The sequence below is a fragment of the Accumulibacter sp. genome, from assembly GCF_023806625.1.
Taxonomy (GTDB): domain Bacteria; phylum Pseudomonadota; class Gammaproteobacteria; order Burkholderiales; family Rhodocyclaceae; genus Accumulibacter.
This window is the reverse complement of the sequence record NZ_JAMTDX010000102.1, coordinates 21,069-34,246: the sequence shown is the minus strand read 5'-3', so window position 1 is coordinate 34,246 and position 13,178 is coordinate 21,069. Positions and strand designations below refer to the sequence as shown.

Annotated in this window: 13 protein-coding genes; 4 read left to right on the top strand and 9 right to left on the bottom strand. The window is 65.6% G+C overall.

What is annotated here, in order from left to right; genetic code table 11:
- Positions 1–8 precede the first annotated feature (8 nt).
- From porA to NFW05_RS16440, 4 genes are all read right to left on the bottom strand, one after another.
- Complete coding sequence (porA, locus tag NFW05_RS16455) at positions 9–1,262, bottom strand: pyruvate ferredoxin oxidoreductase (protein ID WP_295309452.1); 1,254 nt, start codon at positions 1,260–1,262, stop codon at positions 9–11.
- On the bottom strand, positions 1,255–1,851 hold the full coding sequence (locus tag NFW05_RS16450) for a 2-oxoacid:acceptor oxidoreductase family protein (RefSeq protein ID WP_295309450.1): 597 nt from the start codon (positions 1,849–1,851) through the stop codon (positions 1,255–1,257). The genes porA and NFW05_RS16450 overlap by 8 nt, the downstream gene beginning before the upstream one ends.
- Before the next feature lie 309 nt (positions 1,852–2,160).
- Positions 2,161–3,219: a MaoC family dehydratase gene (locus NFW05_RS16445; protein WP_295309447.1), complete on the bottom strand. Its 1,059-nt coding sequence runs from the start codon at positions 3,217–3,219 to the stop codon at positions 2,161–2,163.
- 33 nt (positions 3,220–3,252) lie between these two features.
- The gene (locus NFW05_RS16440) at positions 3,253–4,296 is read right to left on the bottom strand and encodes a CoA ester lyase (RefSeq protein ID WP_295309444.1); all 1,044 of its coding nucleotides are present in this window, start codon (positions 4,294–4,296) and stop codon (positions 3,253–3,255) included.
- A gap of 612 nt (positions 4,297–4,908) precedes the next feature.
- Here NFW05_RS16440 and NFW05_RS16435 point away from each other — a divergent pair.
- Positions 4,909–5,772, top strand: a complete 864-nt coding sequence (locus tag NFW05_RS16435; RefSeq protein ID WP_295309442.1) for a MaoC family dehydratase N-terminal domain-containing protein — start codon at positions 4,909–4,911, stop codon at positions 5,770–5,772.
- Here NFW05_RS16435 and NFW05_RS16430 read toward each other — a convergent pair.
- Positions 5,750–6,748, bottom strand: coding sequence for a patatin-like phospholipase family protein (locus NFW05_RS16430; protein WP_295309439.1), 999 nt, complete (start codon positions 6,746–6,748; stop codon positions 5,750–5,752). The genes NFW05_RS16435 and NFW05_RS16430 overlap by 23 nt on opposite strands.
- 199 nt (positions 6,749–6,947) lie before the next feature.
- On the opposite strand from NFW05_RS16430, the gene NFW05_RS16425 reads away from it, so the two are divergent.
- Positions 6,948–7,403, top strand: coding sequence for an HIT family protein (locus NFW05_RS16425; RefSeq protein ID WP_295309432.1), 456 nt, complete (start codon positions 6,948–6,950; stop codon positions 7,401–7,403).
- Positions 7,404–7,497: 94 nt separating this feature from the next.
- Here the strand turns inward: NFW05_RS16425 and NFW05_RS16420 are convergent, their stop codons facing one another.
- The 4 genes from NFW05_RS16420 to NFW05_RS16405 form a co-directional block, all read right to left on the bottom strand.
- On the bottom strand, positions 7,498–7,665 hold the full coding sequence (locus tag NFW05_RS16420) for a hypothetical protein (protein WP_295309422.1): 168 nt from the start codon (positions 7,663–7,665) through the stop codon (positions 7,498–7,500).
- Between the two features lie 94 nt (positions 7,666–7,759).
- The gene (locus NFW05_RS16415; protein WP_295309418.1) at positions 7,760–8,626 is read right to left on the bottom strand and encodes an SPFH domain-containing protein; all 867 of its coding nucleotides are present in this window, start codon (positions 8,624–8,626) and stop codon (positions 7,760–7,762) included.
- Complete coding sequence (locus tag NFW05_RS16410) at positions 8,623–9,069, bottom strand: NfeD family protein (protein WP_295309567.1); 447 nt, start codon at positions 9,067–9,069, stop codon at positions 8,623–8,625. Before NFW05_RS16410 ends, NFW05_RS16415 begins: the two co-directional genes overlap by 4 nt.
- A 227-nt stretch (positions 9,070–9,296) precedes the next feature.
- Entirely contained in the window at positions 9,297–9,596 is a 300-nt protein-coding gene (locus NFW05_RS16405) for a hypothetical protein (protein ID WP_295309414.1), read from the bottom strand.
- On the opposite strand from NFW05_RS16405, the gene NFW05_RS16400 reads away from it, so the two are divergent.
- Positions 9,595–11,511 carry a hypothetical protein gene (locus NFW05_RS16400; RefSeq protein ID WP_295309411.1) on the top strand — a complete coding sequence of 639 codons (1,917 nt, stop codon included), beginning with the start codon at positions 9,595–9,597 and terminating at the stop codon, positions 11,509–11,511. The two genes, NFW05_RS16405 and NFW05_RS16400, sit on opposite strands and share 2 nt — an antisense overlap.
- 272 nt (positions 11,512–11,783) lie before the next feature.
- Positions 11,784–13,166 (top strand): TIGR03013 family XrtA/PEP-CTERM system glycosyltransferase, encoded by a 1,383-nt coding sequence (locus NFW05_RS16395; RefSeq protein WP_295309408.1) that lies wholly within the window; start codon positions 11,784–11,786, stop codon positions 13,164–13,166.
- The last annotated feature ends 12 nt before the right edge of the window (positions 13,167–13,178 follow it).

Genomic DNA, 13,178 nt, shown 5'->3' with positions numbered 1-13,178 from the left:
GATCCTCCTCAGCCAATTCGGGCGGCAATGACGCCCACGTCACGCAGCATGCTTTCGGCTGCGGGGCCCGAACGCCGCTTGGTCCGCTCGCGCTCGAGCTGCTTGTTGACGACGTTCCAGTCGAGATCCAGGAAGGTCAGGTGCCCGAGCTCGCCGCGGACCCCCTTGCTGAACAGTTCGCGCAGCGACCGGCGAGTGATCGCGCGCCCGCCGAGCCCGGCAACGACCGTGTGGCCGCGCAGACCGAGCCCCGATACGGCCATGCGCACGTCGGTGGACAGGATGCCGCCTATACCCACGGCGAGGCTCTTCTCGAGCACGACGACGCGATGGGCCCGTTTCAGCTCCGCGCGGACGTTGTCGAGCGGGAAGGGGCGGTACGACGTGATGCCGAGCACGCCGATGCGCGTTCCCTCGCTGCGCATCTCGTCCACGGTGTCCTTGATCGTCCCGAGCACCGAACCCATCGCCACGACGATCGTCTCGGCGTCTTCGGTCAGATAGGAGTGGGTCAGTCCTCCACTGTCGCGCCCGAAGATCGCCTTGAACTGCTCGGCCATCTGCGGGATCCGTTCGAGGGCCTGCATCTGCTTGGCGTGAGCGAGGTAGCGGACTTCGGCGAAGGCTTCCGGGCCGACCATCGCGCCGATCGAGACCGGTTCGCGCGGGTCGAGCACCTGGCGCGGCTCGTACGGGGGCAGGAACGCATCGACCTGCTCCTGAGTCGGTACGTCGACGCGTTCGTAGGCGTGCGTCAGGATGAAGCCGTCCATGCACACCATCACCGGCAGGCTGACTTCCTCGGCGAGCTTGAACGCCTGGATGTGCAGGTCGAGCGCCTCCTGGTTGGTCTCGGCGAACAGCTGGATCCAGCCGCAGTCGCGTTGCGACAGTGAATCGGAGTGGTCGTTCCAGATGTTGATCGGCGCACCGATTGCGCGGTTGGCGACGGTCATGACGATCGGCAAGCCCAGGCCGGAGGCGTTATAGACCGCTTCGACCATGAACAGCAGGCCCTGGGAGGCGGTCGCCGTGTAGGTCCGGGCTCCGGCTGCCGAGGAACCGATCGACACGCTCATCGCCGCGAACTCCGATTCGACGTTGATGAACTCGCAGTTGGCGATCTCCCCGGCCTTGACCATCTCGCCGAGCCCCTCGACGATGTGCGTCTGCGGCGAAATCGGATAGGCGCAGATCACCTCGGGACGGCACAGCGCGACCGCCTCGGCGACCGCGTGGGAACCTTCGGTCTGTTTAAGCATGTGCAGTCTCCTGGTGGCGCGCGTCGGCAATTTCGCGGACCACGAACTGATACGCCTCGGTCGCTGCAGCGATGTTGCCGGTGGCCACCTTGTCCGAGAACTTGGTGTTGATCGCCTCGATCACCGATTCGAGCCGGATGATCCCGGAAGCCGCGGCAAAGCCTCCGAGCAGCGGAACGTTGGGCATCGGGCGGCCGACGTGCTTGCGTCCGAGGTCGGTGCCCGGAACGGTGCAGAGCCTTTCCCTCGGCCAGTCGCGGACGTAATCTCCGATCCCGAGTTCGTCGAAACTGCGACTGGTGTTGATCAGGATGTAGCCACCCTTTTTCAGGCCGGCGAAGACATCGACCTGATAGAGCAGAGTAGGATCCTGGATGATCAGCGCGTCGGGTTCCATGATCGGCTCGCGCAGGCGAATCTCGGCGTCGGAAATTCGGCAGAAGGCCACCACCGGGGCCCCGGTGCGCTCCGAACCGAAACTCGGAAAGGCCTGAGCGTGGCGGCCTTCCTCGAACGCAGCAATCGACAACATCTCGGCGGCCGTCACCACGCCCTGGCCTCCGCGACCGTGTATCCGGACCTGAAACATGTTTCCTCCAGAGGTTCGTGTTCTCTCGTCTCCTCGACGTTCGCGCAGCATAGCGGAGTTCAAAAGCAATGAAAACAACGATACTGCAGCGTATGGGCGAACGCCGCGCGGGAGTCGTTTCGACTGCTTCCCCTGCCGCTTGCGGCCGCATGCAGGGCTCGCCCGGTGGACGCCCGGGCGGTCGTCGCCGGTGAGCACGGGCTTGCCGGAGCACACGGTTCGCGTCCGTCGATCGGTTGCCTCGAACCGCTGGCGTGGTGCCGATCGGCAGGCCGTTGGCGCGGCCTGTGCAGGCCTCGCCAGACGCCGTCAGCCCCGTCTCGGGATGAGCACGCTGTAGTCGAAGTCGAGGACGACGCCTGACTGGTAGTGACCTTCGGCGTTCTTGTGCGGAAAATCGTTGCAGGGTCTGTCCTTGGTCGCCACAGTGCGCAGGCGAAGTGCGCCGACGTTGCTGCGTCCCGGGATGGTCAGCCGGTCGATCACTTCGCTCCAGGCATAGAGCGTGTCGCCGGCAAAGGTCGGCGCGACGTGGCGTCCGCCATTGATCGCTGCGACACTGAAGCCGTTGGCCAGGCCGTTGAACGACAACGCGCGCGCCAGGCTGATGACATGGCCGCCGTAGACGATCCGGCGTCCGAACCGCCCAGAGCGCTCGGCGTGCTGGTTGAAGTGGACCCGGGCAGTGTTCTGGTAGAGGCGCGTGGCCATCATGTGCTCGCTTTCCTCGATGGTCATCCCATCCACGTGATCGATGCGCTCGCCGACCTGATAGTCCTCCCAGAAATCGTCACTGCCTGACAGAGTCGTGTCGTACTGTTCGATGCGGATTCCCGGCGGGACGATCAGCTCGGCGGTAGGCACGGCCTCGGGGAGTTCGGGGATCACCGGCTCGGTTTCCGGCGACGAGGGATCGCGTTTGCGGACCATCACCCAGCGGCAGAAATCGACGACGATCTGGCCGCGCTGATTGACTCCGCACGAGCGGATGTACACGACCCCGCTTCGCCCGTCGCTGTTTTCCTTCAGACCGATGATCGTCGAGTCGGCGGCCAGCGTATCTCCGGGAAATACCGCGTGCCCGAAGCGGCCGGCTGCGTAACCGAGATTGGCGACGGCATTGATCGAGAAGTCGGGTACCGTCTTGCCGAAGACGATGTTGAACGTCAGCAGGCTGTCCAGCGGCGCGCTCGGGAAGCCGAGCGTCTGCGCGAAGGTGTCGGCCGAGTTCAGTGCGAATCGCGAACCGGTCAACGCGGTGTATAGCGCGATGTCGCCCTCGCTGACCGTCCTCGGCGTTGCGTGCGCAAGCTTCTGGCCAACCGAGAAATCCTCGAAAAAGTTGCCCAGGCTGGTCTTCCCGCTCACTGGCGTTCCCTCGTCTGCTGATTGGTGAGTGCGTCAAAGCCCATAGGCTGCGGCCAGTTCCGGGTCTCGCCTGGCGATCAGTCGCGCCAGATCGACGATCACCCGCGCCTGTTTCCACGTCGCATCGTCCTGCATCTTGCCGTCAATCGTCGCCACCCCGCTGCCATCGGGCATCGCTTCAAGGATACGCTTCGCGAACAGGACTTCCTTGACTTCCGGGCTGAAAACGCGTCGGGCGATACCAATCTGATTCGGTGCGAGCGACCAGGCGCCCGTGCAGCCCATCAGGAAGGCGTTGCGGAACTGGGCCTCGCAGGCTTCTTCGTCCTTGAGGTCGCCGAACGGGCCGTAGAAGGCGCGCAGGCCATGGCTCACCGCGGCATCGACGATCCGCGCGAGCGTGTAGTGCCAGAGGTCCTGCTGGGAAAAGGCCCGCTGGGCCTGACCGGCGATCGGGTCGGCGAGCACGCCGTAGCCCGGGTGGCCTCCGCCGACGCGGGTCGTCTTCATTCCCCGCGAAGCGGCCAGGTCGGCCGGGCCGAGGCTAAGGCCATGCATTCGCGGGCTGGCCCCGCAGATGGCCTCGACGTTGGTCACTCCCTGGGCCGTTTCGATCAGCGCATGGAGCAGGATCGGCCTCTTGATCGAGTGTCTCGCCTCGAGCAGGGCCACGTACTGGTCGACGAAATGGATGTCCCATGGTCCCTCGACTTTCGGGATCATGATCACGTCAACCCGGTTGCCGACCTGGCTGATGATCTCGCCGAGATCATCGAGCAGCCAGGGGCTGTTCAGCGCATTGACACGCACCCAGACGGCCGTGTCGCCGAAGTCGTGGCCGGCGACCAGTTCGATGAAGCCTCTGCGGGCTGCGCCCTTGGCGTCGATCGGAATCGCGTCCTCGAGATTGCCGCAGACGACGTCACACTGCCGGGCGATTTCCGGCGTCCTGGCGCGGATCTTGTCGATGTGCGGGGGGAAGAAGTGGATCATCCGCTCGGGCCGCACGGGAAGATCATGCAGCGGCTGGGGTGCGCCGATGGCCAGTGGCTTGTAGAAGTGGATCGGCAGCTTCATGGCAGTCTCCCTGATCAGGAACGTGATGGGTGGCCGGGGGCAAAGGCCTGGGTGCGCCCGCCAGATCCCGCGGCTGGCGAATCGCTGTGACGGCCGGCCACCGCGCAGCGTTGCCGCCACGCCTTTGGCCAGGACCGGAGCCGACCGGATGCGCCGCCCCCGTGGCGCTTCGCCTGCGGCGCGAGGCTCCAGAAGGGCCTCCTGCCGGTCGATCGGACGTGCATCGTCGTCGGCTCGTTCGCGCCGGTTATCCCGTCCGTGCTGGCGGCGATTCGTTCAACGCCCGCCGGTCGGGACAGGGGACGGCGCAGGGATCCGCTCGGCTGTGCTGGATGCCCGCCCGGAGAGGCCCGACAGGTCTTGCCATGCGCCTGGCGCCTGGGTCATGCTTGCACCTCACTGCTGCGCCGCCGAGAATGCGGGGTCTGAGCCGCGGCGGCGGCTCGTTGCCCGACGGCATGAGCGAAGTATATGCGCAAATCTCGGGTCCGGGCGGAACGATCGCCCGATTGCGGGAGGCCGCCCCGGTGGAGTTGCCCTCGGCCGCTTTCCCGGGCGAGCCAGCGGGGCGCGCAGAGAATTCGCCTCATCCACCCTGAAAGGAGAACCATCATGGCGACGGCAGGTGATCAGTACGCGGCGTGGGTCGGACGTCGGGAGCTGACCGAGGACGACCTTTGCCTGGCTCCGGCGCTGGCCGCAGCGGCGATGCTCGACGACACGACGACGCCGATCGACAGGGGCAGTTGCCTGCCGCCGCTCTGGCACTGGTTCTATTTCGTTCCGCGTGTCGCGCAGGCGCGGCTTGGCGCAGACGGACATCCCGAGCGTGGCGGATTCATGCCACCGATCCCTTTCCCGAGGCGAATGTTCGCCGGTGCACGGCTGCGTTTTCATCGGCCGCTGATCATCGGTCGCTCGGCAACGCGCGAATCGGAAATTCGCGCGGTCAGCGTCAAGGTCGGCCGGTCGGGACCGCTGGCCTTCGTCTCGGTGGTCCATCGCTTCTTCCAGAACGGTGATCTGCACCTCGAAGAGGAGCAGGACATCGTCTATCGCGAGCCGGGTCCTGCCGTTCCCCGTCCGCGGGTCGCCGGCTGGTCGCCGCCCGCGAGCGGCATGCGCACGCGGCTGGTCACGCCTGATCCGCGGTTGCTCTTCCGTTTCTCGGCATTGACCTTCAACGCCCACCGGATCCACTACGATCGCCCCTACGCGATGGCCGAGGAGGGGTATCCGGGGCTGGTCGTGCACGGTCCGTTGACTGCGCTGCTCCTCTGTGAATTCGCCCGGGCAGAGGCTGAACGGCCGATTGGCGAATTCAGCTTCCGCGCGCTGGCGCCGCTCTTCGATCTTGCGCCGTTCCGGCTGTTGTGTTCGCCCGAGGAAGGCGGCCTTGCTCTCGAAGCGCAGGGGCCCGACGGGAGCGAGGCGATGCGCGCCAGCGCGCGGTTCAGCACGCCGCAGACGGGTTGAGCGAAGGGTTTTCGCCGAACAGAGCTGCAGCCTCCTGCTGACCGAGTTCGAAGTAGCGCTTCTGGGCGCTGCTGTCCTTGAGCGATATCGTCATGCTTTCGAGATCCTTCGGTCGCAGCACGTGCAGCGGTTTGCGGTAATAGCGCCTGCCGCTGACCTCGGCGCTCTCCTTGCCGATCATTCCGAGCATCTCGTTGATCAGCCTTGCCTGCTCGAAGATTCGCGTGTTGGGCAGCGTCAGCTGCATGTCGCTGACCAGCAGATGCGTGTCGATGCTGTTGAACGGCAGGATGAACGAGGTTGACCGGTAGAGCTTGTCGAGTTCGCGGTGATAGTCGTAGTCGGTGAAATCGACGGCGACGATCTCATCGACTTCGTCATCGGCAAACAGCGTGCGCAAAGGCGTGTTGTCGAGATAGCCTCCTTCGATGTAGTAATCACCGCCGAGGGTGATCGCGCGGAAGTAGGGTAGGGTGGTGATCCCGGCGAGGAAGACGTCCATGAACGCGTCGAGCGTCGAGTCGTCGATGGTCCCGAGAATTTCGTTGACGCTGAATGACCGCGCCTGGCGCTGACTCAGGTTTGTCGTCCGGATGTCCCAGCGGGTCGACCGCAGATGCTCGGCGAGCAGCTCGCGGCGCTGCGGGTCGTCGAGGAGCAGCGACTTGCGGCACGTCTTCTTGTCGACGGTGAACAAGTGTGTCCCTGTCGGCAGGAGCTGCGGGCGCAGGCCCAGGAAATTGGAGAAGATGTGGAAGATGTCGGTGACGTTGAGCCTGACCGTGCGCGTCAGGACCGGGGGCAGTTCCTCGCGCTGCCAGTCCCAGAGCAGATAATCGACGACGATGTTGTTTCCGGAACTGGTCGAGCTGATATGCACGACCGGCAGACCGTTCCTCTTCATCCAGACGAGCACACCCTCGCTGTAGAAGCTCCGGTAGCCCCCACCCGAAGCGACGAAACCGTATCGCGTCATGTCCTTTCTCCTCTGGCAGGCGGTTCGGACGATCGTCCGATTTCCGCCGGCGAGTTCGCAGTGTGACACAGTTTGGTCGTCTGACCCAGGCGTCGGGAACCCGGGTGGCCGGCGCGGCCACCGCGCCGGATGTTCGCTCTGCCCGGCACGCCGCGAGTTCTGTTAAGGTGGCCACTTTGTCAGACGTGCAGGGATCGAAATGATCGACGAATCGGCAATCCTGTCAGCGTTTCGCGCCAAGTTCGAGGTCGCGGAACTGCTGATCCGGGCGAACGACTCATGGACCTGGTCGGTGAGGCCGGCGCAGGCAACGCTCGGCTGCGGGGTTCTTTCCCTCAATCGCCACGCTGCCCGGTTTTCGGAGGTCAGCCGCGATGAGATGTCCGACCTGTCCGAACTGGTGCGCTGCGCGGAGAAGACCGTCGCGGCGACCTTCGGTTTCCAGGCCATCAACTACCTGATGCTGATGATGGTCGATCATCACGTCCATTTCCACGTGATCCCTCGTTACCAGGCGAGCCGGCAGTTTGCCGGGCTGGACTGGGTTGATCCGGGCTGGCCGGCGCTGCCGTTGCTCGGCGAACAGCAGCACGCGGATCAGCCCGGCGTGCTGCTGCAGATTCGCGACGTCTTGCGCGAGGCAGCGATCGACTGAGGCGCTGGGCAAGCGTCCTGGCGAGCCGGCCCCGATTGCCCACGCGCGAGAGGCCGCGTCATGGCGGCTTCGGCGACTGGCGCGGGCGATGCTGTCAGCGCTCGTCCCGCCAGCCGCGCAGCGTTTCGTGCTGTCGTCCGCGCGGCTCCTGGCGCGGCGGCAGCGGCGTGCGACGTTCGCTGCCGCGCTCCTTGAGCAGCGGGATGGCTGCGGCCAGGATGAAGATCACGCAGGCGCCGAAAACGAACCAGCCGACGTTCATCGACGATTCCCCTGCGCGCAGTCCGGTCCAGCTTCGCCGCCGAGGCGGCGAGCGCCCGCGGGCGGGTGATCGGCGCGGCGGCGCTGCGCGAGGCTCACTGATCGCTCCGCGTGGCGCGCTGGAGGAGACCGCGCAGGCTGCTCTGGAGGTCGGCCGGCAGGAGCACGATCTTGCTGTTTGCCGATTCGGCGAGCCGGGTCAGGCTGGCGACGTACTTCTCGCCGAGCAGGTAGAGCATCGGCAGCTCGTTCTCGCCGAAGGCCCGGTTGATCTTGCCGATCGCCTGTGCCGACGCCTCGGCCAGCGTGACCTGCGCCGCGGCATCGCGTTTCGCCGACTCGAGGCGGGCTTCGGCGTTGAGGATCATCGATTGCTTCTCGCCTTCGGCGCGGGTGACCATCGCCTTGCGCTCGCGTTCGGCCGAGGCCTGCATTTCCATCGCCCGCTGCATCGACGCCGAGGGCTTGATGTCCTGGATTTCGACCGACTTGACCGTCAGACCCCAGTCGAGCGCTTCGTCGGCGACACCGGCCTTCAGCCGGGCCTTGATCGTGTCGCGCGAAGACAGCGCCTGGTCGAGCTCCATCTCGCCGACGATCGAGCGCAGCGTGGTCATGATCATGTTGCGGATCGCTTCGGCAAAGTCCTGCACACCGTAGACCGCCTTCACCGGGTCGGTGACCTTGATGAAGGCGATCGCGTTGACCACGATCACCGCGTTGTCCCGGGTGATCACCTCCTGCTCCTGGACATCGAGAATGATGTCCTTGGTCGTCACCTTGTAAGCGACCGCGTCGACGTACGGGATGATGAAGCGCAGGCCGGGAAGCAGCGTCGTCCGGTACTTCCCGAGTCGCTGAACGATCCACTCCTCACCCTGGGCGACGATGCGCACTCCCTTGGCGACGGTCACCGCGACAAAGACGAGGAGGACGATGGAAACGACGGTCATTCCGGTCATCTTGCACGCTCCACCTTGATGTAGCTTCCTTCGACGACGACGATGCGTACGCGCTCGCCGGCCCTGATCGCCGTATCGGCGTAACATTCCCAGGCGTCGGCACCGAGGATCGGCTTCTGGAAACGAACCTGACCGCGCGTTTCCGGCGTCAGGTCGGTTGCCAGAACGCCGACTTCGCCGGCGACGTGCGCCGCCGACGTGCCCACCGCGCTCACCGTGCGTGGCCTGAGGTAGCGGAACCAGATACCGACGAGGGCTGCCGACAGCCCGGCCCAGAGGAGAATCTGCAACCACGGCGCGAGGTCGGGAACGACGAGCAGGATGATTCCCAAGCCGATCGCGCCGAGGCCGAACCAGACCACGAAGAACGCCGGCAAAGCCAGTTCGGCGATCATCAGGATCAGCCCGAGGACGATCCAGTGCCACCATTCCAGGAAAAACATCACTTGTCTCTCCGTGCCGCACGCGAGAATCCCGGCGGATCGCCGGCGCCGGCCTGCCTCTGGTCGGGCCCGTCGCCAGACCACGGCTGCCGATTAGAAGGCATAACGCGCCTGCTGGCAAGCCGTGGGCGTCTTGCCGGCCTGGCCGCCCACTTCATGTTGACCGAGCGGCCGGTGCGCCGGTCTGCCAGAGCCGACTTCAGCAGAGCGCGGACGCCCGCCGTCGATCACGTCGCGCGCATGATCCACGGCACAGCCGAGTGTGCAGCCGCCGCTCTGCCGATGACCAGACATTCGCCGGTTCGCCCGGTGACGAAGAGACGACAGGTATGGCCACGCCTTCCGCCCGAAAAAGGATCGTGCTGATCGCCAGTGGCGCGCAGGCGCTTCCGGCTGCCGGTGTCACCGTACCGGCCGGCTGCCGGTTGGCGCACGCGGTTGCCGATGTGCTCCGGCCATAGGGCAGGCCTGGCCGAGCCGGTTGCGCGGGCCGGGCACGGCGCGGTTGCCATCCTGGCGGCAGCCATGGGTCTGTTCGTCGCCGCTCACCACCCCTTGTGGGCCGCGCAACTGCCGTCGCTGTTCATCGCTTGGGCGCTGCTGGCCGGCCTGTTTCCGGCGCTCTGGCTGGCCGTCGTGCCGGCACTGCTGCCGCTGGCCAGCCTTTCGCCGTGGACGGGCTGGATCGGCGGTGATGAATTTGACCTGCTCGTGCTGGGCGCCCTGGCTGGCACTCGCCTGCGCCTGCTCTTCGAGGCGCCCGGCGAGGCTCCTTCACGACGAGTCCGCCTGGCCTGGAGCGGCCTCGTCGGACTGGCCTGCCTCTACCTGCTGGCGCTCGGCAGAGGGCTGATCGATGCGGGGAGCACGCGCTTCGACTGGTTTCAGGGATACGAGGAGCCGCTGAACAGTCTGCGCGTGGCCAAGAGCTTCCTGCTCGCCTTCCTTCTGGCCCCGGCCCTGCGTGCTGTCCTGCGAACCCGGCCCGCACTCGCCCGCCGATGCCTGATCCTGGGCATGGTCTGCGGCCTCGCGGTCACCTGTGCGGCGATCGTCTGGGAGCGTGGTGGCTATCCCGGGCTGTTCGACTTCTCGACACCCTACCGGACGACTGCGCTGTTCTGGGAAATGCACGTCGGCGGCGCTGCGCTCGACGCCTATCTGGTTCTCGCCACTCCTTTTGCCGTCTACGCCGTCGCTCATGCCAGGGACTTCCGGCACTGGGTAATCGCTTCGCTGCTGGCGCTGCTCGCCGGCTATGCCTGCCTGACGACTTTCTCGCGAGGCGTCTACCTCGGGGCCGCTCTGGCCGTTCTCTGCGCGCTGGTGGGCGAGCGGTGGTCGGTGCAGAGACGGATGCTGCTGGCGATTCCTGCCACACCCGACGCGGCAGTACCGCGCTGGCGGGTCTGGGGCAACCGTCTGCTGATCCTCGCGCTGGGCCTCGAGCTTGCGGTGATCGTGGGAATCGGCGAATTCATGGGCACCCGTCTTGCCGCTGGTGAACGTGATCTTGGCGGGCGCCTGCGCCACTGGTCGGAGAGCCTCGGTCTGCTCGCGGACACGGCCGACGCCCTGTTCGGCATCGGGCTTGGCCGTTACCCGGCGGTCTATTCGCAGAGCGTGCCCGGGCGGGAGCTACCAGGGCGCCTGAGCCTGGTCGGCGAAGGCGGGGCGAGACCTCTGCGCCTTCTGGCTGCGCCAGGCAACCCGCGACTGCGCGGGAAGTTCGCGTTGCTGCAGCGCGTTCCCGACCCGTCGCCCGGGATGCATCTGCTGACCATCGAGCTTCGTGCCCCACGGCTGGCGATCGTCGACCTCGGTCTTTGCCGGACCCACCTGCTTTACGCCGAGACCTGTCTGCGCCGCCAGCTCGTCGTGCCGGCGGGAGGCGAGCAGTGGCATTCGTTCCGTGTTCCTTTGCCCGTCGACGAGCGGCTCTTCCCGCGCTCGGCCTGGCCGAGACTCGCCTTCCTCGACCTGCGATTGTACGGGCTCGCCGACTTCGTCGACATCGACGAGCTGGACCTCGTCGGTCCCGAGAAGCGGCACCTGCTGGCCAACGGCGACTTCTCCGATGGGCTGGCGCGCTGGTTCTTTGCCGGTCACCACTATTTCCTGCCCTGGCACGTGGACAACCTGTTCCTCGAGATCGTCATCGAGCAGGGAGCGATTGCGCTGTTCGTGCAACTCACCCTGGTGGGTCTCGCCCTGCGCAATCTGTGGACCGCACAAGCGCACGACGACTCCCTCGCTCCCTATCTGCTCGGCGGGCTGGTTGGCTGTCTGGCGCTGGGCATCGTCTCGAGCGTACTGGACATGCCACGTCCGGCTTTCCTGTTCCATCTGCTGGTCTGCTACGCTCTGCTCCTCGACCCACGGCGATCGCCAGGGGCCCCGCGATCGGCCACTGAAACGACGGAAACAGCCGACATTGTATAATGCCAGCATACGCGTTCCAGTCAAGAAGCACAATCTTCCATTATATCGCGACATTGCGAAAGCTTTGCAAGGCATTCGCTGAGTTCGTTCGGAGGTCTCCCCGGTTGGCTGCGATGGGCATCGTGCCCGCCGTGTGCACTAGATCACGGTCGGCGCTCCCTCGCGGTGATAGCCTTGCTCTCGTAGCGTTCGCCGAGCTTTCCTGATTCGCGGGACAGTCACTCGGTGCGTCGGCGGGAAGTGTCCGGGGTCGTGCTTGCAGGGGGTCTATCGTGATCAAGGTTTTCAATCTCTGGTTTCATCGGAAGACTGTCGCTCAGGTGGCCATCGACCTGATGTTCCCGGTCGTCTGCGTCATGCTCGCCGCTCTCTGGGCTGGCGGTGGCGGGCACCTCGAACTCGAGAAGGTCGCCTTCTACGCGGTCATCTTTGCCCTGACGATGATCGTCCTCAACGCCTGGCTGGGCATCTACCAGCGATCGCACACGCGGACGCGAGAGGAGACCCGCGCGCGTGCGGTCCTCTCGCTTTACCTGGCCATCCCGATGGCCTACCTGATGTTTTCGCTGCTTTCGGTTGCCGAAGTCGACCAGAACTTCCTGCTGCTTTCCGGATTGGCGGCGATCTTCGCGACGCTGGCGCGCCGGGTGCACTCGGCGCACAGTCGTCCCGGGTCGCTGCTCAGCCACCGCGTGCTCGTCTTCGGTGTCGGCAAAGACGCCGAAAGCGTCGGCCGAGTGCTGCGCAAGTCCGACCCGGACATCGAGATCGTCGGCTTCTATCCGAGTTCCATGGACACCGAGATCGTCGTCCCGCCGCAGGTCGTTCTCTCGCAGGACATGTCGCTCTCCGATACGGCCCACTCGCTGAAGGTCGACGAGATCATCGTCGCCGTGCGCGAGCGCCGCGGGGGAGCGCTGCCGCTCCGCGAACTTCTCGACTGCAAGCTCTCCGGAGTACGGGTCCTCGACGTGGCCAGCTACTTCGAGCGGGCGCTCGGCCAGCTTCGCCTCGATTCGCTACGCGTCGGCTGGCTGATCTTCGGCGACGGTTTCAGACAGAGCTGGCGCCGGACGAGCGTCAAGCGGCTGTTCGACATTCTGGTGGCGCTTTTCCTGCTCGTCCTTGCGCTGCCGGTGATGCTCGTCACCGCTCTGCTGATCGTCCTCGAGGACGGTTTTCCGGTCTTCTACCGTCAGGAGAGGGTTGGTCTGGATGGCCGTCTGTTCAGAGTCACCAAGTTCCGCAGCATGCGCCATGACGCCGAGCGTGACGGCACGCCACGCTGGGCGACGGCCAACGACGACCGTATCACCCGGGTCGGGCGGATCCTCCGCAAGATGCGCATCGACGAGCTGCCGCAGTTGCTCAATGTGCTGAGTGGCGAAATGAGCCTGGTCGGGCCACGCCCCGAGCGGCCCTACTTCGTCGACCAGCTGACCCGCGAAATTCCCTTCTATGCCGTGCGTCACAGCGTCAAGCCGGGTCTGACGGGCTGGGCCCAGGTCAGCTATCACTACGGTTCCTCGGTCGATGACTCCGTCCAGAAGCTGCAGTACGACCTCTACTACGTCAAGAATCACACCTTGTTCCTTGATATAGTGATCCTCTTCCAGACGGTAGGCGTAGTGCTGACCGGCAAGGGTGCCCGCTAGGGGGCAGCGGCC

What these genes read in the sequence shown, in the direction of transcription:
- porA (WP_295309452.1), bottom strand. Translation starts at nt 1,262, where the DNA reads ATGCTTAAACAGACCGAAGGTTCCCACGCGGTCGCCGAGGCGGTCGCG.
- NFW05_RS16430 (WP_295309439.1), bottom strand. Translation starts at nt 6,748, where the DNA reads ATGACGCGATACGGTTTCGTCGCTTCGGGTGGGGGCTACCGGAGCTTC.
- NFW05_RS16410 (WP_295309567.1), bottom strand. Translation starts at nt 9,069, where the DNA reads ATGTTTTTCCTGGAATGGTGGCACTGGATCGTCCTCGGGCTGATCCTG.
- NFW05_RS16450 (WP_295309450.1), bottom strand. Translation starts at nt 1,851, where the DNA reads ATGTTTCAGGTCCGGATACACGGTCGCGGAGGCCAGGGCGTGGTGACG.
- NFW05_RS16420 (WP_295309422.1), bottom strand. Translation starts at nt 7,665, where the DNA reads ATGAACGTCGGCTGGTTCGTTTTCGGCGCCTGCGTGATCTTCATCCTG.
- NFW05_RS16415 (WP_295309418.1), bottom strand. Translation starts at nt 8,626, where the DNA reads ATGACCGGAATGACCGTCGTTTCCATCGTCCTCCTCGTCTTTGTCGCG.
- NFW05_RS16400 (WP_295309411.1), top strand. Translation starts at nt 9,595, where the DNA reads ATGGGTCTGTTCGTCGCCGCTCACCACCCCTTGTGGGCCGCGCAACTG.
- NFW05_RS16435 (WP_295309442.1), top strand. Translation starts at nt 4,909, where the DNA reads ATGGCGACGGCAGGTGATCAGTACGCGGCGTGGGTCGGACGTCGGGAG.
- NFW05_RS16425 (WP_295309432.1), top strand. Translation starts at nt 6,948, where the DNA reads ATGATCGACGAATCGGCAATCCTGTCAGCGTTTCGCGCCAAGTTCGAG.
- NFW05_RS16440 (WP_295309444.1), bottom strand. Translation starts at nt 4,296, where the DNA reads ATGAAGCTGCCGATCCACTTCTACAAGCCACTGGCCATCGGCGCACCC.
- NFW05_RS16405 (WP_295309414.1), bottom strand. Translation starts at nt 9,596, where the DNA reads ATGGCTGCCGCCAGGATGGCAACCGCGCCGTGCCCGGCCCGCGCAACC.